Origin of the sequence: Winslowiella sp. 2C04, from assembly GCF_050037805.1 — a bacterium.
Lineage (GTDB): Bacteria > Pseudomonadota > Gammaproteobacteria > Enterobacterales > Enterobacteriaceae > Erwinia > Erwinia toletana_A.
In genome coordinates this window covers 238,534-261,314 of record NZ_CP188300.1, presented here as the reverse complement: position 1 = coordinate 261,314, position 22,781 = coordinate 238,534, and the positions used below count along the sequence as shown (strand labels likewise).

Sequence of the window (22,781 nt, the reverse complement as noted above, 5' to 3'; positions counted from 1 at the left end):
GAGTCTATTGAGAATTACTTTAATTTCTCGATATCGGCATCACCCTGATTACCAATTACCGCTTCATCCTTACGCACCTTCGCCACGTCTTTCTCGGTAACGACCGTGCTGGTGGTATTTCCCCAGCTGGTGCGGATAAAGTTAACCACATCCGCCACCTGACGGTCGTTCATCCGCCAGCCAAAAGCAGGCATGGTAATCGCCGACGGTGCGCCTTGCACGCCAGGCAGCGTATTACCGGTCAGCACGATATGGATCAGTGAAGTCGGATCGTCCGCCTGCACTACCGCATTACCCGCCAGCTCCGGGAAGAAGCGCTGGTAACCGCTGCCGTCGGTTTTATGACAGGCCGCACAGCTGTCGACATACAGCGCCGCACCGGTTTTACCGTCGTCCCCGCGCCACAGCGCTTTTGCCACGCTGTCGTCCGGCTTGAAGCCCACCTGATTTGGATCTTTGGCACCCAGCGACTTCAGATAACGAGCAATTGCCGTCGCATCTTCTGCACTGAGATATTGCAGACTGTGTTCAACAACATCGGTCATGCCACCAAATACCGCGGTATGATCGTTGCGACCGGTACGCAGGAACTGCACCAGATCGTCTTCGCTCCAGCGGCCTAAGCCGTCGCGGTTGTCGCCACGCAGATTGCTGGCAGTCCAGCCATCAATCGGCGCATTGCTGCCGGAAAGATAGTCGCCACCTTTATCATCATTCAGCGCTTTTTCCTGCATGGTAATGCTGCGCGGCGTATGGCAGGCACCACAGTGACCGAGCCCTTCCACCAGATAACGGCCGCGTGCCAGCACTGGATCTTCACCGGCTTTTGGCTGGAAGGCTTTCACATCCGGTGCAAAGATGCCGCGCCAGACAGACAGCGGCCAACGCATCGACAGCGGCCACGGAATGTCGCTGTCTTTATTCTGCTGCGCGACCGGCTGTACGCCATGCATAAAGTAAGCATACATCGCCTGCATATCGTCATCGCTGACCACGGCATAAGAAGGGTAAGGCATCGCCGGATAGAGCGTATCGCCATTTTTCGCTACGCCATGACGCACCGCTTTCTGGAAATCGTCATAGCTGTAGCTGCCAATGCCATTTTCCGGGTCCGGAGTGATATTGGTGGAGTAAATGGTGCCGATGGGCGTCACCATCGGTAAGCCACCTGCAAACGGTTTCCCGTCCTTGCTGGTATGGCAAGCCACGCAGTCACCGGCGCGCGCCAGATATTCACCGCGCTTGATCAGATCGCCCGACTGGCTCTCTTCCGCCTGCACGCCACACGCCAGCACGCCCAGTAGCAGGGCTGATAATCCGATTTTCATTGTCATCATCCTTATGCCTGCACCAGTGGACCAGGGTTTTTCAGATACTGTTCACGAATCGCTTTCGCTGACCAGTAAGTCAGTGCCGCCACCATGCCGGTCGGGTTGTAGCCCAGCCCCTGCGGGAAGGCAGATGCGCCCGGAACAAACACGTTAGAAACATCCCAGCTTTGCAGATAACGGTTAATGGCGCTGGTTTTCGGATCTTCGCCCATAATCGCGCCACCGTTCATATGGGTGGTCTGATAGACGGTGGTATCGAAGTGGGTACCCGGCTTTTTCGCCGCACCGGTGATCAGCTTCGGATTCATCGCTTCGGCGATGTTATGCATGCGGTCATGCATAAACTGCGACATCTTGATATCGTTTTCCTGCCAGTCAAAGGTCATACGCAGCAGCGGCTGGCCGTAAGCATCTTTGTAGTTCGGATCGAGATCAAGATAGTTATTACGATAAGACTGGTGCGCGCCGTGAGCATCCATCGAAACGTGATGGGTATAGTGATCGGCAACCGCAGCCTTCCACTGGCTGCCCCAGTTTGGCGTGCCCGGCGGCACTGGCAGACCGGAGATCGGCTTCACGCCTGCCTGGTTGACCCAAAACGGTGAGCCGCCAACAAAACCATATTTGCTGTGATCGAAGTTATCGGCATTAAAGTCATCAACGCCTACGCCAGCGCCACCGGCACCAATAAAGTTATTGGTGTGCACGTCTTTATCAAAGAAGGCTTTGATGGTGGAGAGATTCTGATAGGCAAAATTACGCCCGACAGTGCCTTCATTGGTCACCGGGTTATACGGCTTGCCGATGCCGGAAAGCAGCATCAGATGCACGTTGTGGAACTGGAATGCCGAGAGGATCACCAGATCCGCCGGTTGCACTACTTCGCGCCCCTGCGCATCGACATAGGTCACGCCGGTGGCGCGCTTTTTGTCATCGGTCAGATTCACGCGCAGCACGTGTGAATTAACGCGCAGTTCAAACTTCGACTCCTGACGCAGCGCTGGCAGAATATTGACGTTCGGCGAAGCTTTCGAATACATATAGCAGGCGTAGCCGCTGCAGAAACCGCAGAAGTTGCACGGCCCCATTTGTGCGCCATAGGTATTGGTATACGGGCCAGACGTGTTGGCCGATGGCAGATCATATGGGTGATAACCGACGGATTCAGCCGCTTTGGCAAACAGCTGTGCGGAAAAAGTGCGTTTCTGCGCCGGCAGCGGGAAGTCACTGGAGCGATCCGGCGCAAAGGGGTTGCCGCCTTGCTCTTTACCGACCACTTTACCTTTGATGCTCCAGGCCGAGCCGGAAGTGCCGAACACTTTCTCAGCCTGGCCGAAGTAAGGTTCCAGCTCATCGTAAGTGACGCCAAAGTCCTGGATGGTCATGCCTTCCGGAATAAATTTCTTGCCGTAGCGCTCTTCATAGTGGCTACGCATACGCAGTTCTATTGGATCGACGCGGAAATGCACTCCTGACCAGTGCAGACCGGCTCCACCGGTGCCGGTACCCGGTAAAAACGCCGCCAGTTGACGATACGGCTGAGCGGTTTGCGCCGAGTTATGACGAATGGTGACGGTGCTTTTGGATAAGTCCTGGAACAGCTTTTTGCGCACGTTGTAGGTCAGTTCGTCGATCACCTGCGGATACGCGCCGTCAGGATAAGTATCGCGATGCGGGCCGCGCTCCAGCGCCACCACATTCAGCCCGGCCTCCGTCAGCTCTTTAGCCATAATCGAACCGGCCCAGCCAAAGCCGACAATCACTGCATCCACTTTCTTCATTTCGTTTGCCATGCTTAAGCTCTTTCCCCGCGAATAGACACCGGCGGGAACGGATAGCGTTCGCCGCGTTCAACCCAATCCATAAAATCAGCACGTGCGCCAGGGAAGCCAATCAGCGTCCAGCCCACCATCTGCTGATTACCACCGTGGATCGGATCGCTGAAGAAACCTTCACGGGTGTTCTGTAACAGGAAAGAGAAAAAGACTTTACTCGGTAGCTGTCTGAACCCGGCGCTGCCGCTTTCAAACGCCTGCAAAATCGTGTCCTGCTGCTGCGCGGTCAGTTCAGCAAACACTTTACCGTGCTGTGCTTTTGCATAAGCGTCAGCCTCTTCCAGCCCCAGACGATAAATCTGCTGCGGCACCAGCGGCAGCTGATAGCCCAGCTCGCGGTCAGCATCGGGATGAAACGGCCCCTGCATATACCAGTTGGCACCGGTGGCATAAGGGGTATTCATCTGGCGATCGATAAACTCCGGCACGCCGGCTTCCAGCGCCCCAGGGCCACGTTCATCTGCCGGGATCAGGCGCGCGACGGCGGCCTGCAGAAAGGCAAACTCTTCACGGGTGAACCAGCTCGGTTGATAATCTTTTGCCTGCTGCGGGCCAGCGGGTGCTTGATTATCTTTAGCCTGCGCCTGGCTGGCGACAGCCAGAGAGCCAAGTCCGGTGCTGCCAATCGCCACTGCCGGAGCCAGCGTTATGGTCTTCAGGAGAAAGTCTCTCCTTGAGCTGCCTGTTTTTTCTTTTGACATTACATTGCCTTATCACGCTACCGCGCTGCGGTGCGCATCAATGAGTGAGTATCGGTGTTGTTGTTTTTATCAGGATAGTCCGGGGATACAGGCGGTAACATTCTTTGTTACCGGTAACAATAATCAATATTGTAACAGCATTCCCCTTTAAACTTTAGGCTTAAGAAACAAAACCACACAAATTCCTTAACAATTAGCCGACAATTAACCGGCCTTAGCCAGAAAAATCCCACCAGGCGGGGAATTTGAAACGGACGGACACAACCGACGACAGACTGACAACAATCAAAGCGCTATAACTGGCTGACAATAACCATGGAGTGCCTATGTTTAGCTCTTTCTTTCCCCGGCCAGCGCTGTTTTTCAGCAGCGCAGCGATATGGAGCCTGATGGCGATCCTGTGCTGGTTCGATGGCGGCGACCATCTGGTTTTTCAGCTACATCAGTTTGCTTCATACGCTGATAAACCCTTACCGGACAACGCCTGGCGCTTTGTGCAGCCTTCTCAGCTGTGGTTCTATCTTTACTACGCGGTAATCGTCGGATTATTCGCAATGGTGTGGTTTATTTATCGGCCACATCGCTGGCAACGCTGGTCAGTGCTCGGCAGCGCACTGATTATTTTCGTTACCTGGTTTGATGTGCAGGTGGGCGTGGCCATCAACGCCTGGTATGGCCCATTTTACGACATGATTCAAAACGCGCTGGCACATCCCAATACCATAAAAATCATCATTTTCTACCAGCAGCTGGCTGCATTCCTCGGCATCGCACTGATAGCGGTAGTGATTGGCGTACTTAACGCGTTTTTTATCAGCCACTGGATTTTCCGCTGGCGCAGCGCGATGAATAATTACTATATGGCGCACTGGCAGCAGCTGCGCAACATAGAAGGCGCAGCGCAGCGGGTACAGGAAGACACCATGCGTTTTTCCAGCACGCTGGAAAGCTGGGGCATTAATCTGATCCGGGCGGTGATGACGCTGATAGCTTTTTTACCGGTGCTGGTGGCGCTGTCAAAGCATGTGGAAAGCGTGCCGATCCTCGGCAATATTCCGTATGCGCTGGTGATTGCCGCGCTGTTATGGTCGCTATTCGGCACCGGGTTGCTGGCAGCGGTAGGGATTAAATTGCCGGGGCTGGAGTTTCGTAATCAGCGGGTGGAAGCGGCCTATCGTAAAGAGTTGGTCTATGGCGAGGATAACGCGCAGCGTGCAGATCCGCTGACGGCAGGACAGCTGTTCCAGCGTGTACGCTTCAACTATTTTCGCCTCTATTTTCACTATCTCTATTTCAATATCACCCGCATTCTGTATCTGCAGGTAGACAACGTATTCGGGCTGTTTGTTTTGTTTCCATCGATTATCGCCGGCACCATTACGCTGGGCCTGCTGCAACAGATTACCAATGTATTTGATCAGGTCCGCGCCTCGTTTCAGTATCTGATCACTTCATGGTCCACGCTGGTGGAACTGATGTCGATTTACAAACGTCTGCGCAGTTTCGAGCAGGTGCTGAATGCGGATGAAACTCTCCTCCACACGCTGGAGGAGAGTGGTTAATAGCCGCGTCGCTTACTGCTGCTGCAGCGCGGCAAACACCTGCTCAACCGCATAGGCGCCGGGATCTTTCACCCCATTCAGGCTGTCCTGATTAAGGTACGAAGATCGCCCGGCTTTTGCCACCTTCATTTCGGCGGTGGCGTCCGCTCCGGCGCGTGCTGCACTGGCGGCCGCTGCCAGATCTTTGCCTGCCGCCAGCGCGTTAAATGCCGGTTCCAGCGCATCAACCATCGTGCGATCGCCTGGCTGCGCGCCGCCATAATGCTTCATGCGCTCCAGGCCATATTGCAGCGCCTGTGCCAGCGATTCGCCCTGCTCCAGTTTCTGCCCGGCAGAGGTAAACAGAATCGACATCAGCACCCCGCTGGAACCGCCCATGACTACCGCCAGCTCTTCACCCACCAGCGTCAGTAACTGCTCCGGATGGTTAAGCGGCAATTTTTTTGCCTGATATTGCTTGAGAATTTTACCCGCACCCGCCGCGAAGGTGGAGCCGGTATCACCATCGCCTACTTTGGCGTCGAGTTTGTTCAGTTCGCCTTCCAGCCCAACCAGCGTTTCGCAGATGATCCGCACCACCTGCCCAACCTGGGGGTTTTCCGACGGTGAATAGTCGAGTCGGGTGGTCGCTTTTTCACCCGGCTGCGGCGTAAGGGGCTGTACGGCCACCAGCGGCTGCCAGCCAAACGCCTCAACCGGAGCCTGTAATGCGGCTTGTGTCTGTTGATCCAGCAGTATTGTCGACAGTGAAAAACCTTTCATATCCAGTGCGCTGACCAACGTGGCCGGTCCCACCAGATGAGTAACCTGCTTGCCGAACGGTGATGTCAGCGTTTCACGCGCCAGCACCGCCATTTCCAGCGCGGAGAAGCCGCCAAGATTATTCAGCAGCAGCGCCACTTTTTTATCAGCGGGCAGCTTTTCCGCCAGCTTTTTCGTGACGATCGCGACTATTTCGCGACTGTTCTGCGTTTTTAGCGTCGATACGCCCGGTTCGCCATGTATCCCCATACCCAATTCGCTATTCCCGGCCCCCACCCGCTCATCGCGCGCTTCACCCGGAATATGACAGCTGGAAAACGCCAGCCCAATACTGTGCGTGGCCTCAATAGCCTGAGTTGCCAGACGCGTCACTTCCTGCAGTGACTGCCCCTGCTCGGCGGCATAACCAGCCACTTTATGCACCAGCGCAGTTCCGGCGATACCGCGCGGCTGCGGATTGTCGGGCAGTGAAATATCATCTTTCACCATCACCAGTTCGACCTGATAACCAAGCTTTTTCGCTTTCTCCGCTGCCAGGCCAAAATTCAGCCGGTCGCCGGTATAGTTTTTGACGATAAGCAGGCAACCCGCCTCGCCGGTAACATTAATAATCGCCGTCAGCACCGCATCGACGCTCGGTGAAGCGAAGATATCGCCACATACCGCTGCGGTCAGCATCCCTTTACCGACAAATCCGACGTGCGCCGGTTCGTGCCCTGAACCACCGCCGGAGATCAGCGCAACTTTGCTTTTATCCCAGTCATTACGCACCACAACGCGAATATCGGCATCCACTTCCAGCTTACTCAGATTGTGATACGGCGTGCTGTACAGTGCCCCGTCAATCGCTTCATTAACCAAATGGTTTTTGTCATTCATAAAAAACTGATTCATCGAAATCCTCCCATGATGTTGTATCAGCGCAATCCTTAACTGTAGTTGAAATCGTCCTGTCAGTTATGCGCTAGTGATTGTCAGTTATCGGTGAGATTGTCGGGTCGGTTTTCATTAACAATAAGGAAAACGCCACGAACAGGAAAAATTCATGTTGATGCAACCCGCTGGAAAATATCTGCCGTTCCCCCCGGTAAAACTGGACGCGCGCCAGTGGCCCTCAAATACTCTGACCCGCGCACCGCGCTGGCTATCAACCGATTTACGCGACGGCAACCAGGCGCTGGCTGAACCGATGGACAGCAGTCGTAAACTGCTGTTCTGGGATCTGCTGTTGCAGTGCGGATTTAAAGAGATTGAAGTGGCTTTCCCTTCCGCTTCGCAAACCGATTTCAATTTTGTCCGGCAGTTAATTGAAGAGCAGCGCATACCTGAGGATGTGTCGATTCAGGTACTGACTCAGGCACGAAGCGATTTAATTGAACGCACTTTTGCTGCGCTGCAAGGGGCAAAAAACGCCACTCTGCACCTGTATAACGCTACCGCACCGGTTTTCCGCCGTCTGGTGTTCCGTCAGAGTAAAGCAGAGATTATCCAGCTGGCGGTCAGCGCGGCGAAGCAGATTCGCCAACAGTGCGAAGATCAACCGGATACGCACTGGACCTTTGAATACTCACCGGAAACCTTCTGTTTTACCGAGCTGGATTTCGCCCTCGAAATCTGTGAAGCGGTGGCCGAAATCTGGCAACCGTGCGCCGGGCGTCCGATGATTATCAACCTGCCAGCGACTGTCGAAGTCAGTACGCCGAACGTCTATGCCGATCAGATTGAATATTTTTGCCGCCACTTCACGCGGCGCGCTGATGTTTGCATCAGCGTTCATCCACATAATGACCGCGGTACCGGCATTGCCTGTGCCGAACTGGCGATGCTGGCCGGAGCCGACCGGGTAGAAGGCTGCCTGTTTGGTAACGGCGAGCGCACCGGTAACGTCGATCTGGTGACGCTGGCGCTGAATCTGTATACCCAGGGTGTACCGCCAGGCCTTGATTTCAGCCAGATGAAACAGGTGGTGGATGTGGTTGAACAGTGTAACCAGCTGCCCGTTCATCCGCGCCATCCGTATGCCGGAGAGCTGGTGTTTACCGCCTTTTCCGGCTCGCACCAGGATGCCATCAAGAAAGGCTTTGCGGCGCGCCAGCAACAGTCAGAGACGCGCTGGGAAGTGCCTTATCTGCCGCTCGACCCGGCCGATATCGGTTGCAGCTATGAGGCGGTGATTCGCGTCAACAGCCAGTCCGGTAAAAGTGGTGCCGCATGGATGATTGAGCAGAATCATGGATTGACGTTACCGCGCGCATTACAGCAAGACTTCAGTAGCCGGGTGCAGCAGCAAACCGACGGACACGGTAAAGAGATGACGCAGGCCAGTATCTGGCAGCTGTTCCGTCAGGCTTATGGTCTGCGCGATCCAATGCCGGTGGCGCTGGGTGATTACAGCAGCCAGAGCCAGGCTAACGGCCAGCTCGATTTCCGCGCCGATCTGCGGATGAATGGCAAACGCAAAACGCTGCGTGGTCGTGGTAATGGCCTGTTGTCAGGGGCGGTGGATGCACTACGCCAGGCGTTTGATTTGGATCTGTCGATTCAGGATTATCACGAGCATACTCTCGGCCAGCGCAGCGACAGCCGCTCGGTAGCCTATATTCGCTGTACCTTTGGTGACAATCAGTCCGCTTGGGGTGTCGGAATTGACAGCGATGTTTCCCGCGCCTCGCTGCAGGCCCTGCTAAATGCGCTGTCGAACCATTTGCAGGCAAACGGTTTACTTTAGGGGAAAGTAGTCGCTCGGCGCGACGCCAAGAATACGGCGAAACATCGCGCTGAATGCACTGTGGCTCTCGTAGCCGAGATCGAGGGAAACGCGCAGCACTGATTCACCCTGCGCCAGACGCGTCAGGGCCGCCATCAGCCTGGCGCGCCGTACCCAGTCGCTGAACTGTAAGCCGGTCTCGCGTTTGAAATGGCGCGACAGGGTGCGGCTGCTGATGCTTAACCTTTCAGCCGCCAGCTCCAGCGCCCAGTTCTCACCGGGTCGCATCCGTACCTGGTGACAAAGCTGCGTTAAGTTGGTGCTGGTCGGTTCCGGTAAATGAAAAGGTAACTCTGGCATTACCCGAATCTCATCCAGAATCAGCTCATAGATGCGTTCATCGCGGCTGCCGGGCTGATAATCCTCCGACAGCGTCAGCGCACTGATAATCAGCTCGCGCAGCAGCGGTGAAATCTGAACCACCTGACAACTGGCAGGTAAATCGGCACGCGCCAGCGGATCGATAAACAGCGCGCGCGCCGCGACCTGACTCGTAATGTGCAACGCATGCTCTATGCCAGCCGGCACCCATACACCCCGGCTTGGCGGCACTATCCAGTAGCCCTGTGCCGTTTCGACCCGTACCACGCCGCTCAGGGTGTGAATCAGCTGCGCGCAGTTGTGCTGATGTTTAGGCTCAACCGCACCATGCAGGTAATCATGTGCATAAGGCACCAGGGGGCGGGTGGTAAAGGTAAAATTTGCCGTGGCACTCATGGCTGCGATTCCAGAAACAATGTTGATTAACAATAGCATAAATGCAACTGACGGCCGCTTTTGCTGTATGTCAGCTGCCAGAGCACCCAGCAATGAAATAGTGTCACACTGTGTATTGCTGTGTTACGACACCACCAGAATGCCCAGCCGTTCCATCAGGGCTGCTGCCTGATTGCTGTCGAGTTTAACGCCCTCGAGATCGACGTAACGCACATCAAGCTCGCCCAGCGAGGAGCGGGTCAAATCGCAATGCGTGATATCGAGCGTGCGCCAGTCAAAAGCGGAAAACTCACCGCCGGAGAGGTCGGAACCGCTGAATTTTGCCCCCATCACCTGAGTGCCCAGCCAACGGTTTTCCCACAGCTCGCATTTTTCCAGCACCACATTGGCGAAATTGGCATAGCTGAGATTGCTTTTAGTGATATATGCGCTGCAAAACCACACCTTTGGCGTAATGAAATTCATAAAGCTGGCACCGCGGAAATCGGCACCTTGCAGCATTGAATCTCTGATCTCGATTCCGAGCAGATTGGCGTGGCTGAAGTTGCTCATCGACAGATCGCAACTGTGGAAGCCAGCATCTTTTAACGTTGCACGACTGAAATTACAGCCCAACTGGCTGTCACGATGATAAAACTGTACGTCAATAAACTGCGTATCGGTTAAATCGGCCGCTGAAAAATCGCAGTTAATAAAGCTCGCGTGTTCGATCTTCTCGCCGGTGAAGCGATCGGCGGCGATCTTCTGATCGCGCAGGATTAACTTTGCCATCGTGATACCTGTCGTTTTAATAAACTTGTCGCGTTAAGGTGGATGAGCGCATCAACGGTTCAGTTCTTTCCAGCAACTGACCAAAGATGCAGCCAACATGAGCGGATAGTACCTTATCGTCGATACATTGGCCTAAATCTATCAGGGCGACAAGCGTGCCGCCCAATTGCGAAATTAGCGAAACACGCTAATCGCTTCCACCAGCCGGGTCGCCTGCCGTGCCATACGGTCGGAAGCTTCGGCACCTTCCTGCACGCGTGCCGCATTCTGATGCGTAATATTATCCAGATCCTCTACCGCCAGGCTGACCTCAGACAGCGCGGTGGCCTGCTCTGCCGTCGCCGAGCTGATTTGCGCAATCAGTGAGGTCACGTTTTGCACCTGAGAAACAATATCTTCCATCGTCTTACCGGCATCGTTGACATGCTCAGTGCCGGTTTTCACCCGCGAGGCGCTGGTTTCCACCAGGTTTTTAATCTCGCTGGCGGCGGTAGCGCTGCGCTGCGCCAGACTACGCACTTCGCCAGCAACCACCGCAAAACCTTTACCCTGCTCGCCAGCACGCGCGGCCTCAACCGCGGCATTCAGCGCCAGGATATTGGTTTGAAAGGCAATGCCGTCAATCACGCTGGTAATATTGGCGATTTTTCGCGAACTGTCGGCAATTTCCGCCATCATCGTGACCATATTGCCCATCGCATCGCCGCCCTTCACCGCCGCTTTACTGGTCGAAATCGACAAACTATTCACCTCTGCGGCACTCTCAGTATTGCTTTTTACCGTGGCAGTCATCTGGTTCATGGTGGCCGCAGTTTGTTGCACATTGGCCGCCGCCTGCTCGGTGCGCCGGCTCAGTTCATTATTACCCTGAGCAACCGCGTCGCTGGCGCTCAGCACATTTATTGCCTGACCACTGACGTCATCCACTAACCAGCGGAACATCAGTCCCAGCTGACCAATGGCGCGCAGCGTGATACCCACTTCATCGACCCGATCGATCTGCTCAACTTTATGGCTGGTGCCGGTCGCCACGCTTAGCGCCTGCTGACAAACCCGCTCAATTGGCCGCGATACCTGATGCTCCAGCCAGCTACCCGCCAGCAGCAGCATCAGCGCCATTAACGCGGTGTATGCCAGTAACCCTCCGGCTGCCATCCCCAGTAGCCAGACGCCCAGTACGCTGCACGGCAATAGCGCCAACAGAGTGGACCGGATGCGCCAGCGCAGCGGTAACGTTTTGAATAATGAGCGCCAGCGCATGATACCGGTGCGCACAATCAGCCCCTTGTGGAAACGACGACCTTTGCTGCCTCCCTCACGAAACTGACGATAAAGTTGTTCGGTTTCCCGCACCTCTTCCGCCGACGGCTTGGTGCGCACTGACATATAGCCCTGCACGCGACCATTGCGCACCACCGGAATGGCATTGGCGCGCACCCAGTAATGGTCGCCATTTTTACGGCGGTTTTTGACCAGAGCGGTCCATGGCTCTCCCTGTTTCAGCGTCGACCACATATCGGCAAATGCTTCCGGCGGCATATCAGGATGGCGCACCATATTGTGCGGCTGACCGTTAATCTCTTCCGGGGTAAAACCACTGACCTCAATAAACGCATCATTGGCGTAAGTGATATAGCTGTTGAGATCGGTGGTCGACATCAGAGTCGCATCGTTATCAAACACATACTCTTGCTGCGTTACAGGCTGGTTATTGCGCATCGATCGGGTCCTTAAGGGAATGAACATCGCTTACAGGGCAGGATGGTTTACTTTTTTTTATATTTTCGGCTGCGCGGGAGGATAACTTTAGCCATAAGAGAAATATTTGTAATCAGCGGAAGCATTATTAATGAAGGAGTAAAGGCAAAGTGCAGTAACAGAGATAACCACGTGGTAAGCAGAGTTAGTTAAGGTGTGATTTAGAGTAAATCAAATGGATGTTTTCGCCGGGTTAACCCGTCCGGAGACGGGCTACGCCAGAAATGGATTAACTGAGATCGACATTTTTACAGCCAAACAGCCAGGTTGCGGCAAAACCGGCAATCCAGGCAATCGCCATCCCTGCGGCATACACCGCCATGCCCGCGAAGATACCCTGTGCGGAGGTCATTAACGGCAGAGAAACCAGCCCTGAAGGGCCAAAAACAGTGTTTAATCCGACCGGTAATCCCAGCCAGGCGACCAGGCCGATAAAGAATCCTCCGACGGCTCCGCCGATACAGGCAGTAATAAACGGTTTAACACGCGGCAAGGTCACCCCATAGATCAGCGGCTCCCCGACGCCAAGAAACCCCGGAATAATTGCCCCTTTAACCTGCGCGCGCAGTAACGAACCCTGCTGCGAACGGAAGTACAGCGCCAGCGCCGCGCCTACCTGCCCGGCGCCGGCCATGGCCAGAATCGGAAAGAGTGAATTGAAACCCTGCGCATCCATCAGCGCAAAATAGACCGGAATAAAGCCCTGATGAATACCGAACATCACCGCCAGCAGGAATAATCCGGCTAATAACGCGCAGCCAAACGGATTGCCATTCAGGTGGATAAACAGCCACGACATGGCTTTAAACAGCTCGCCGCCGATGGGCATAATCACCACAAAGGTCAGTGCGCCAGTGATCATCAGCGTCAGCATTGAGGTCAGGATCATATCGAGGTTGTCCGGCATCCACTTGCGGATTTGCCGCTCAATCCACGCACCGGCTATCGCCGCCATTAATACGCCAATAATGCTGCCACGCGGATCAATCACCATGCCGAAAAAGTTGTCGATACCTGAGTAGTACCCTACCGTGGCATCCGGCTGATAACCGAGTAAAAACAGCGAGGCGATAATCGCGCCATTGACGCCTGACCCGCCAAAGGCTTTCTGCGCGTTATAACCGATCAGAATACTCAGAAAGGTAAACAGCCCCTTGCTGAATATTTTCATATAGCCCACCGCCTGCACCAGCAGCGCATTATGCTCACCCGCGCTGTTAAGCTGGAAAATCTGCTCCAGTAAGGTGGCGATGCCGAGCAGCATACCTGCGGCGATAAATCCGGGAATTAACGGGGTAAAGATGGTGGCGAATTTTGCCAGAAACTGATGGATGCCGCTGTTTTGTCTGGCTTTCTGCTGCTGCTTATTCTCAGCAGCCAACGCCTGTAAATCCGGCGCGGCGGGTTGATCGTCGCTTGCCAGTAGCAGGTTCATCATCTCCGCTGCGGTTTGCGCTTTTCCCGGCCCGAGAATCACCTGTAGCTGATCGTCACTGTTCACCACACCCAGTACCCCAGGCAGGGATTTCAGCTCTGCCTGCTGCACTAACGTCTGATCATGCAGCGTCAGGCGCAGCCGCGTCATACAGTTGCCGCACACCGCCACATTCTGTGCGCCACCGACCGCCTGTAAAATGGCCTCAATCAACGTACGGGTGATTTTCGCCATGGTCAGGCTCCTTGCTGACGCAGAGCCTGACGAATAAAGCCATGATTCTGCCGTAGCAATGCCTGCGCCTCTTCGGCGGAAAGCTGCGCCAGCACCATCAGAATCGCTGTTTTACACTGGCCACCGCAGGCGCTGAGCGCGCTCTGTGCTTCGGCCTCACTACAGCCGGTGGCCTGTAACACGATATTCACCTGACGCTGAATCAGCTTCTTATTGGTGGCTTCCACATCGACCATCAGGTTGCCATATACCTTGCCGCTGCGGATCATCGCGCCGGTGGTCAGCATATTCAGTACCAGCTTTTGCGCGGTGCCGGCCTTCATCCGCGAGGAGCCGGTAATCACTTCCGGGCCGACCACGGGCGTCAGCGCGATATCGGCAATACGGGCGATTTCACTGTCGGGATTGCAGGTCAGTGCAGCAGTGGTTGCGCCAAGTTGGCGAGCATACTCGAGGGCCGCCACGACATAGGGCGTGCGGCCGCTGGCGGCGATACCCACCAACACATCTTTGGCGCTAAAATTGATCGCCTTCAGATCGTCCACTCCCATTTCACGATTATCTTCCGCGTTTTCTACCGCCTGCAAAATCGCTTTATGGCCACCGGCAATCAGCGCCACCACTTGTTCACGCGGAGTTCCGTAGGTTGGCGGGCACTCACTTGCATCCAGAATACCCAAACGTCCGGAAGTACCGGCACCGGAATAAATCAGCCGGCCACCCTGCTGAAATGCCGCTGCTATCGCATCAACCGCACGGGCAATTTCCGGCACGATAGCCTCTACTGCCAGCGCGACTTTCTGATCCTCCTGATTGATCACCCGCAGCATCGCTTCGGTAGACAATTCGTCAATGTTTTCGCTGGCCGGATTGCGACCTTCAGTAATCATTGCATTCAGATCAATTTTCATAAATATTCCCGGATGACTGGCTTTAAAGGAATAATTTATTCCTGCATTTTGGCTATTACAAGAATTACAAATTTCAGCGGCAGAGTTTGATGGGATTTTGAGAGATAACGCAGGGAATTGGCGGAAATTAAGATAAAAAAAACCCGTCCGGAGGACGGGTTTTCGCTAACTAAGCGTTCTGGGTTCGGAGCGAAAGCTCGTACTGTTCCGCCTGCTTAGTGTCAAACTGATCTTCCCATTTGGCAATAACCAGCACCGCCAGCGCATTACCCACCACGTTCAGCGCGGTACGCGCCATATCCATGATGCGGTCAACACCGGCAATAAACGCCAACCCTTCCAGTGGAATACCCACACTGCCCAGCGTTGCCAGCAGTACCACAAAAGAGACGCCCGGCACGCCAGCGATACCTTTTGAGGTCACCATCAGCGTCAGCACCAGGATAATTTCCTGGCCGATTGACAGCTCAATACCATACAGCTGAGCGATAAAGATCGCCGCGATACTCTGATACAGCGTGGAGCCATCGAGGTTAAACGAGTAACCGGTTGGCACCACAAAGCTGGTAATCGCCTTGGGTGCGCCATAGGCCTCCATCTTCTCCATAATCCGCGGCAGCACCGTTTCCGAGCTGGAGGTAGAATAAGAGAGAATCAGCTCATCCTTCAGGATACGCATCAGCATAGTGATACGCAGCTTACAGATGCGCGCCACCGTGCCCAACACCACAAAGGCAAAGAACAGAATCGCGGCGTATACCAGGATCACCAGCTTAGCCAGCGGCCATAGTGAGGCGAAACCAAAGTTAGCGATGGTCACCGAGATCAGCGCAAAAACACCGATAGGTGCGTAACGCATAATCATATGTGTAACTTTAAACATCGCTTCTGAGGTTGAACGGAATACTTTCAACAGCGGATCGCGATGTTCTGCTGGCAGAGACGACAGCCCCAGACCAAACAGTACCGAGAAGAAGATGATCGGCAGCATGTCACCTTTTGCGATTGCGGCGAAGATATTCGTCGGAATCAGCGACATGATGGTAATCACCAGGCTGTGCGCACCACTCTGCACCTGCTCGGTGGTCGCTTCGTATTTAGAGATGTCCACCGTTGCCAGCGTCGACATATCAATGCCGCTACCAGGTTGGAACACATTGGCCAGGGTAATGCCTACCACGATGGCAATGGTGGTAATCACTTCGAAGTAAATAATAGTTTTAACGCCAATACGACCCAGTTTTTTCGCATCGCCCACGCCGGCAATACCGACGATCAGCGTGGAAATCACTATCGGCACGACGATCATTTTGATCAGATGGATAAAGATATCGCCAGCCGGGCTGAGAAAGTTAGTGACTAACCATTCACGCTGTTCCGTCTGGTTATGCAGTATCGCTCCGACGATGATCCCCAATACCAGTGCAATCAAAATTTGCCAGGCAAGGCTGATTTTTACACCTTTCATAACGCTTAATTTCCTTAACAAAACCCCACTTCCACGTGCAGCGTGCGGAAGTTTTACACTCTTGGGAGGCGGACAATAGTCCGATAGAATCGAGGGTTATTGATGGTTGACGCCTGAATAACAGGCGCGTAATCAGTACCATTTTCATTGGCATAAAAGCAACCCTTAGCGACTTTGTGCAAAACTCACCCTGCCTGACAGGATTAAATGCTGATAAGTTATCGAAAACCTAACTCTCTGTAATAAAAAGTAATATTTAATGCCTTTTCGGCATATATATGCAAATTTGTTTAAAGAGTAATCAGTGCCGTTTGCTGTTTTTTTGAGCGGTTCAATTGGAGCTTTCTTGCACTTAACCTCAGAAGATCCTCACCTTTCGCACGTAGCAAGCACGTAATAATCATGGAATTTTCATAATTTTTACTATTCACGTGATCTGTCGCGCAAAAAAGAAACAAAGCGGCCTCCCCATCTTTAATTAACTTTTGGTTGACATAGTATTAACAACTTCAAGGAGACCAGCCATGAGCCAAATACACAAACATCCCGTTCCCGCGAACATTGCGGAAAATACCCTGATCAATGCAGAACAGTACCAGTCGATGTATCAGCAGTCGGTACAAGATCCCGAGGCTTTTTGGGGAGAACAAGGCAAAATACTTGACTGGATTAAACCTTACACCCGCGTGAAGAACACCTCTTTCGCACCGGGCAACGTGAGTATTCGCTGGTTTGAAGATGGCACGCTTAACCTCGCAGCGAACTGCCTGGACCGCCATCTGCACGAACGTGGTGACCACCCGGCAATTATCTGGGAAGGCGATGATGCCAGCGAGAGTAAAACTCTGACCTATCGCGAGTTGCATCGCGAAGTGTGCCGCTTTGCCAATTCATTAAAAGAACTGGGCATTAACAAAGGCGACGTGGTAGCTATCTATATGCCGATGGTGCCGGAAGCGGCGGTGGCGATGCTGGCGTGTGCGCGCATCGGTGCCGTCCACTCCGTTATCTTCGGTGGCTTTTCGCCGGAGGCCGTTGCCGGACGTATTATCGACTCCAGCGCGCGACTGGTGGTGACTGCCGATGAAGGTATTCGTGCCGGACGTACGATTCCACTGAAAAAAAATGTCGATGACGCGCTGAAAAATCCTGGCGTTAAAACCGTCAGTAATGTGGTGGTGTTCAGACGCACCGGCAAAGATATCGAGTGGCACAATGGGCGCGATCTTTGGTGGCATGAGCTGATGAACAGCGCCTGCTCGCATCATCAGCCTGAAGAAGTGAACGCGGAAGACCCGCTGTTTATTCTCTATACCTCGGGTTCGACCGGCAAACCGAAAGGGGTACTGCACTCCACCGCCGGTTATCTGGTGTATGCCGCGACCACCTTCAAGTATGTGTTTGATTATCACCCGGAAGATATCTACTGGTGTACCGCCGATGTCGGCTGGATCACCGGCCACAGCTATCTGCTGTATGGCCCGCTGGCCTGCGGTGCCACCACGCTGATGTTTGAAGGGGTGCCAAACTGGCCGCAGCCGAGCCGCATGGCAGAAGTCGTTGATAAACATAACGTTACCATACTGTATACCGCACCTACCGCCATCCGTGCGCTGATGGCCGAAGGGGATCGGGCGATTGCAGGTACTCACCGTTCCTCGCTGCGCATTATGGGCTCGGTCGGCGAACCGATTAATCCGGAAGCCTGGGAGTGGTACTACCAAAAAATTGGCGACAGCCGCTGTCCGATCGTCGACACCTGGTGGCAAACCGAAACCGGTGGTTTCATGATTACCCCGCTGCCGGGCGCTATCGAGCTGAAAGCCGGCTCGGCCACTAAGCCGTTCTTTGGCGTGCAGCCTGCATTAGTCGATAACGAAGGTAATCCTCAGGAAGGTGCCAGCGAAGGTAACCTGGTGATTGTCGACTCCTGGCCCGGCCAGGCACGCACGTTGTTCGGCGATCATGAACGCTTTGAGCAAACCTACTTCTCCACGTTTAAAAATATGTATTTCAGCGGCGACGGTGCGCGTCGTGACGAAGAGGGTTACTACTGGATCACCGGGCGCGTCGATGACGTGCTGAATGTTTCCGGTCACCGTCTGGGCACTGCCGAAATCGAATCGGCGCTGGTTTCTCATCCCAAGATTGCCGAAGCGGCAGTGGTCGGTATTCCGCACAGCATCAAAGGCCAGGCAATTTATGCCTATATCACGCTGAACCACGGTGAAGACCCAACGCCAGAGCTGTACAGCGAAGTGCGCAGCTGGGTGCGTAAAGAGATTGGCCCCATCGCCACTCCCGATGTGCTGCACTGGACCGATTCGCTGCCAAAAACCCGCTCTGGCAAAATTATGCGTCGCATCCTGCGCAAAATTGCTGCCGGTGACACCAGTAACTTTGGTGATACCTCAACCCTCGCCGATCCTGGAGTGGTTGAGAAGTTAGTTGAAGAAAAACAAACCATTAAGATGCCGTAAGCTGTAGTCGGGGCAGGACGCCCCGGCCTGAAAAATAATGATAAAAACACCTCAATACCACGGGCGTTATTGTCACAGGCAGTCTGAGTCCGGATAGCGCGCCGCCAGCAGAGGGTGCGCACCGCCCGCACTCAATGTGGCAGCCCGCGCCTCTTACTCTGGAGATGCTGTGATGAATGACGTCATTTATCAACGGATAGAAAACAGTGCGCGTTTCAAAGAGCTGGTGCACAAACGCCAGGCCTTCGCCCTGACACTTTCCCTGATTATGCTGGTGCTTTACGTCGGTTTTATTCTGTTAATTGCCTTTGCTCCCGGCTGGCTTGGTACACCGCTGTATGCAGGAACCAATGTTACGCGGGGAATTCCTCTGGGCGTCGGCCTGATCGTTATTTCATTTGTGCTCACCGCCATTTATGTCTGGCGCGCCAATGGCGAATTTGATCGCCTGACTCAACAGATTCTCAGTGAGGTAAAAGGATGAAAGCGCGTTATGCAGCTTTAGCAGCACTGACGCTGCTGCCACTCGCGGCACTCGCCGCCGACGCCCTGACCGGAGAAGTTCAACAACAGTCGACCAACTATGAAGCGATTATCATGTTTCTGGTGTTTGTCGCCGCAACCTTAGGGATTACTTACTGGGCCTCGAAACGCACCCGTTCACGCAGCGACTATTACACCGCCGGCGGCAATATTACCGGCTTTCAGAATGGTCTGGCGATGGCCGGTGACTTTATGTCTGCCGCTTCTTTTCTCGGCATTTCTGCGCTGGTTTATACCTCCGGCTACGATGGGCTGATCTATTCACTGGGTTTCCTTGTTGGCTGGCCAATTATTCTGTTTTTAATTGCTGAAAGGCTGCGCAATCTCGGCCGCTATACGTTTGCCGATGTTGCCTCCTATCGTCTGAGACAGACACCGATTCGCATCCTGTCGGCCTGTGGTTCACTGGTGGTGGTTGCACTTTATCTGATCGCTCAGATGGTCGGTGCCGGTAAACTCATTCAGCTGCTGTTTGGCCTCGACTATCACATCGCTGTCGTGCTGGTTGGTATTCTGATGGTGCTGTATGTACTGTTTGGCGGCATGCTGGCAACGACCTGGGTGCAAATCATTAAAGCGGTACTGCTGCTGTTCGGTGCCAGCTTTATGGCCATTATGGTGATGAAGACCGTCGGCTTTAGCTTTAACACACTGTTTACCGAAGCAATGGCGGTGCACCCTAAAGGCCAGGAAATTATGCGGCCGGGCGGGCTGGTGCACGATCCGATCTCGGCGTTGTCACTTGGCCTTGGTCTGATGTTCGGTACCGCCGGTTTACCGCATATCCTGATGCGCTTCTTTACCGTCAGCGATGCACGTGAAGCGCGTAAAAGCGTGCTGTACGCCACTGGCTTTATGGGCTATTTCTACTTCCTGACCTTTATTATCGGCTTTGGCGCGATTCTGTTGGTCGGCGCTAATCCGGACTTTAAAGATGCTTCTGGTGTGCTGATTGGCGGTAATAATATGGCCGCGGTGCATCTGGCCGATGCGGTCGGCGGCAGTCTGTTCCTTGGCTTTATCTCAGCGGTTGCCTTCGCCACCATTCTGGCGGTGGTTGCTGGCCTGACGCTGGCTGGTGCTTCTGCGGTCTCTCATGACCTGTATGCCAGCGTGTTCCGTAAAGGACAGGCTTCGGAACGTCAGGAGCTGAGAGTTTCTAAAATTACCGTCCTGGTTCTGGGGATTGTCGCCATTCTGCTGGGCATTATGTTCGAAAAGCAGAACATCGCCTTTATGGTCGGTCTGGCGTTCTCCATTGCAGCCAGCTGTAATTTCCCGATTATTTTGCTGTCGATGTACTGGTCTAAGCTGACCACGCGCGGCGCGATGATTGGTGGCTGGGCAGGATTGCTGACGGCGGTCATTCTGATGATTCTCGGCCCAACCATTTGGGTCCAGGTGCTGGGCAACGCAAAACCGATTTATCCCTATGAATACCCGGCGCTGTTCTCCATGCTGGCGGCATTTATCGGATGCTGGTTGTTCTCGGTAACCGATAAGTCAGCAGGGGGGGCGCAGGAGCGCCTGCGTTTCCGCGATCAGTTTGTTCGTTCACAGACCGGTGTTGGCATTGAGCAGAGCAGCAAGTCACATTAAGTGATAAAAAAGGCCGGGCAATTTGCCCGGCCTTAAATCTGTTAATCACATCCGAGTGATTAGAAACGCAGGGAGGCACCCATATACGGGCCATTTGCCAACACATTGTCTTTACGACCATTTTTGCCGTCCATCGCCAGGTATTTATAACCTACGCGCACATCCAGCAGAGTGATTGGGCTAAAGCTGACGCCAGCGGAAGCTTCCTGATAGCGATCGATACGGCTGGAGAAGGACTCTGGTGAGTAATAGTATTCGCCATATACGCCCAGCATATTGGTTACCGGCACCTGCACGCCACCACCGACCGCCACTGAATAACCGTCTTTCGTATCTTTCGGGCTGATATACATCGCTTTCACGCCAGGTGACAGAAATACCGAGCCAATTCCGATGTTATAACCAAGGCCAAGTCCGGATACATTACCGTCATGATCACTGCGCAACCAGTTACCGGACAGGCTCAGGCCTGGCGTGGTGGTTCCCAGTCCAACACTCATGTTAGTGAAGCGCTCACCAACCTGAACAGAGCCCTCAATAGCCTGTGCTGAACCGGCTAACATCAACATTGCAACGCCACTGCCTAAAATAATTTTTTTCACTACCAGACTCCATTTTCAACTGGCTTACTTTCAGATTATGGATGGTAAACGAAAAAAAAACGCTTTAACAAGCAGATATACACTACTTTTAAAGTATTAAAGGTAAGCGACTACTTACTAACGTTACAACGTTGCCCACATCAAATGACCAATTGCCGGTGCGATAATCACCGTCACCACCCCTGAAAGCATCATCACCAGGCTGGAAACCACGCCTTCCTGCTGACCCAGTTCATAGGCTTTTGCTGTTCCGGCACCGTGTGATGCAGCCCCTAAACCTGCGCCTTTCGCCAGCCCCTGCTTCACGGACAGACGTAAAAACAGGATGTCTCCAATCGCCATCCCAAATACGCCGGTGATCACCACAAACAGCGCCACCAGGTCAGGCTGGCCACCCAGCTGTTTCGCTGCTGCCAGTGCAAAAGGCGTGGTAATGGAGCGCACCGCCAGACTGCGCTGGATCTCTTCTGGCAGCGTCAGCAAACGCGCCAGCCATACCGAACTAAACACCGCAACAGTAGTAGCGGTAATCACGCCGGCAGTCAGCGACATCCAGTGACGGCGGATAATCGCCATATTTTCGTAAACCGGCACGGCAAATGCCAGCGTTGCCGGGCCCAACAGCCACAGCAACCAGCGGCTCTCGCCGATATAATTCTGCCACGAAATATGCGTAATAATCAGCAGTGTCACCAGCAGCATCGGCGTCATCACCAGCGGCATCAGCAGCAGTTTGTGCCAGCGCCGGTACAGGCGTTTGTTGAGGAAATAGATCAACAGCGTCGCGATCAGGCAAATCATACTGAGAATAAAATCATTCATGACGTGCCTGCCTACGCTGTGCCAACCAGATTTCGAAGCGGTAAACGCGGTCGACCACCAGCGCGGTGGCAGCCAGCACCAGCGTGGTGCTGATGGCAATCACCAGAAAGATGCGCCAGCCTTCGACGCGCAGCAACTGTGAGTAATTAACCACCGCCACGACCGCAGGCACAAAGAACAACAACATTTCCGCCAGCAGCCAGGTTGCACCGGCTTTTACCCAGTTCAGCGGCAGCACCCGCAGCATAATCAGCGCCAACAGCAGCAGCATGCCGACGATATTGGCCGGTAACGGCAGATGCAGCCACTCTACCAGCCGTTCTGAGGCGATAAACATCCCGGCATACAGCGCCACCTGCAGCGGCACCTGTAAACGTTGCAGCCGCCCCGCCGTGTGCGGGTGTAGTGCCAACGCCATGATTCTTTCCCCTTCAGGTAGTTAATGCAGTCAGTATAAATCTCTGACAAAGGGTGAAAGAAATG

18 protein-coding genes are annotated in these 22,781 nt (G+C 54.0%); 5 read left to right on the top strand and 13 right to left on the bottom strand.

The features are described from left to right. Positions 1-14: 14 nt before the first annotated feature. Genes ACP3TC_RS01185 through ACP3TC_RS01175 form a run of 3 tightly spaced genes read right to left on the bottom strand, consistent with a single transcriptional unit; the run spans position 15 to position 3,867 of the window. Positions 15-1,328, bottom strand: coding sequence for a c-type cytochrome (locus tag ACP3TC_RS01185; RefSeq protein WP_426817357.1), 1,314 nt, complete (start codon positions 1,326-1,328; stop codon positions 15-17). 11 nt (positions 1,329-1,339) lie between these two features. Then, positions 1,340-3,124, bottom strand: a complete 1,785-nt coding sequence (locus ACP3TC_RS01180) for a GMC family oxidoreductase (protein WP_426817356.1) — start codon at positions 3,122-3,124, stop codon at positions 1,340-1,342. Positions 3,125-3,126: 2 nt separating this feature from the next. Then, positions 3,127-3,867 carry a gluconate 2-dehydrogenase subunit 3 family protein gene (locus ACP3TC_RS01175; RefSeq protein WP_313854177.1) on the bottom strand — a complete coding sequence of 247 codons (741 nt, stop codon included), beginning with the start codon at positions 3,865-3,867 and terminating at the stop codon, positions 3,127-3,129. A 326-nt stretch (positions 3,868-4,193) separates the two neighbouring features. Here ACP3TC_RS01175 and sbmA point away from each other — a divergent pair, with 326 nt between their 5' ends. Further along, positions 4,194-5,429: a peptide antibiotic transporter SbmA gene (gene sbmA / locus ACP3TC_RS01170; RefSeq protein WP_313854178.1), complete on the top strand. Its 1,236-nt coding sequence runs from the start codon at positions 4,194-4,196 to the stop codon at positions 5,427-5,429. Positions 5,430-5,441: 12 nt separating this feature from the next. Here sbmA and ACP3TC_RS01165 read toward each other — a convergent pair whose 3' ends face one another. Continuing rightward, positions 5,442-7,085 (bottom strand): dihydroxyacetone kinase subunit DhaK, encoded by a 1,644-nt coding sequence (locus tag ACP3TC_RS01165; RefSeq protein WP_426817355.1) that lies wholly within the window; start codon positions 7,083-7,085, stop codon positions 5,442-5,444. Positions 7,086-7,236: 151 nt separating this feature from the next. Here ACP3TC_RS01165 and leuA point away from each other — a divergent pair, with 151 nt between their 5' ends. Further along, entirely contained in the window at positions 7,237-8,919 is a 1,683-nt protein-coding gene (leuA, locus tag ACP3TC_RS01160; protein ID WP_426817354.1) for a 2-isopropylmalate synthase, read from the top strand. On the opposite strand, the gene ACP3TC_RS01155 is transcribed toward leuA, so the two are convergent. The 6 genes from ACP3TC_RS01155 to gltP form a co-directional block, all read right to left on the bottom strand. Further along, positions 8,911-9,675, bottom strand: a complete 765-nt coding sequence (locus ACP3TC_RS01155) for an AraC family transcriptional regulator (protein WP_426817353.1) — start codon at positions 9,673-9,675, stop codon at positions 8,911-8,913. The genes leuA and ACP3TC_RS01155 overlap by 9 nt on opposite strands. A 123-nt stretch (positions 9,676-9,798) precedes the next feature. After that, positions 9,799-10,446 carry a Qnr family pentapeptide repeat protein gene (locus tag ACP3TC_RS01150; protein ID WP_313854182.1) on the bottom strand — a complete coding sequence of 216 codons (648 nt, stop codon included), beginning with the start codon at positions 10,444-10,446 and terminating at the stop codon, positions 9,799-9,801. Between the two features lie 174 nt (positions 10,447-10,620). Beyond that, positions 10,621-12,165, bottom strand: a complete 1,545-nt coding sequence (locus tag ACP3TC_RS01145; RefSeq protein ID WP_426817352.1) for a methyl-accepting chemotaxis protein — start codon at positions 12,163-12,165, stop codon at positions 10,621-10,623. A gap of 268 nt (positions 12,166-12,433) precedes the next feature. Continuing rightward, positions 12,434-13,873: a PTS N-acetylmuramic acid transporter subunit IIBC gene (gene murP / locus ACP3TC_RS01140; protein WP_426817351.1), complete on the bottom strand. Its 1,440-nt coding sequence runs from the start codon at positions 13,871-13,873 to the stop codon at positions 12,434-12,436. A gap of 2 nt (positions 13,874-13,875) precedes the next feature. Beyond that, complete coding sequence (gene murQ, locus ACP3TC_RS01135; RefSeq protein ID WP_313854185.1) at positions 13,876-14,784, bottom strand: N-acetylmuramic acid 6-phosphate etherase; 909 nt, start codon at positions 14,782-14,784, stop codon at positions 13,876-13,878. A 169-nt stretch (positions 14,785-14,953) separates the two neighbouring features. Further along, complete coding sequence (gene gltP, locus ACP3TC_RS01130) at positions 14,954-16,252, bottom strand: glutamate/aspartate:proton symporter GltP (protein WP_313854186.1); 1,299 nt, start codon at positions 16,250-16,252, stop codon at positions 14,954-14,956. 524 nt (positions 16,253-16,776) lie between these two features. On the opposite strand from gltP, the gene acs reads away from it, so the two are divergent. The 3 genes from acs to ACP3TC_RS01115 all read left to right on the top strand — a co-directional run bounded on the left by acs (position 16,777) and on the right by ACP3TC_RS01115 (position 20,874). Beyond that, entirely contained in the window at positions 16,777-18,732 is a 1,956-nt protein-coding gene (gene acs / locus ACP3TC_RS01125; protein ID WP_313854187.1) for an acetate--CoA ligase, read from the top strand. Between the two features lie 172 nt (positions 18,733-18,904). Next, positions 18,905-19,216: a DUF485 domain-containing protein gene (locus tag ACP3TC_RS01120; RefSeq protein ID WP_313854188.1), complete on the top strand. Its 312-nt coding sequence runs from the start codon at positions 18,905-18,907 to the stop codon at positions 19,214-19,216. Continuing rightward, a complete protein-coding gene (locus tag ACP3TC_RS01115; protein ID WP_426817350.1) occupies positions 19,213-20,874 on the top strand; it encodes a cation acetate symporter in 1,662 nt (553 codons plus the stop codon). The genes ACP3TC_RS01120 and ACP3TC_RS01115 overlap by 4 nt, the downstream gene beginning before the upstream one ends. Before the next feature lie 59 nt (positions 20,875-20,933). On the opposite strand, the gene ACP3TC_RS01110 is transcribed toward ACP3TC_RS01115, so the two are convergent. From ACP3TC_RS01110 to ACP3TC_RS01100, 3 genes are all read right to left on the bottom strand, one after another. Beyond that, positions 20,934-21,476 carry a YfaZ family outer membrane protein gene (locus tag ACP3TC_RS01110; protein ID WP_426817349.1) on the bottom strand — a complete coding sequence of 181 codons (543 nt, stop codon included), beginning with the start codon at positions 21,474-21,476 and terminating at the stop codon, positions 20,934-20,936. 123 nt (positions 21,477-21,599) lie between these two features. After that, positions 21,600-22,298: an LrgB family protein gene (locus tag ACP3TC_RS01105; protein WP_426817348.1), complete on the bottom strand. Its 699-nt coding sequence runs from the start codon at positions 22,296-22,298 to the stop codon at positions 21,600-21,602. Then, entirely contained in the window at positions 22,291-22,716 is a 426-nt protein-coding gene (locus ACP3TC_RS01100; protein ID WP_313854193.1) for a CidA/LrgA family protein, read from the bottom strand. The genes ACP3TC_RS01105 and ACP3TC_RS01100 overlap by 8 nt, the downstream gene beginning before the upstream one ends. Positions 22,717-22,781: the final 65 nt, after the last annotated feature.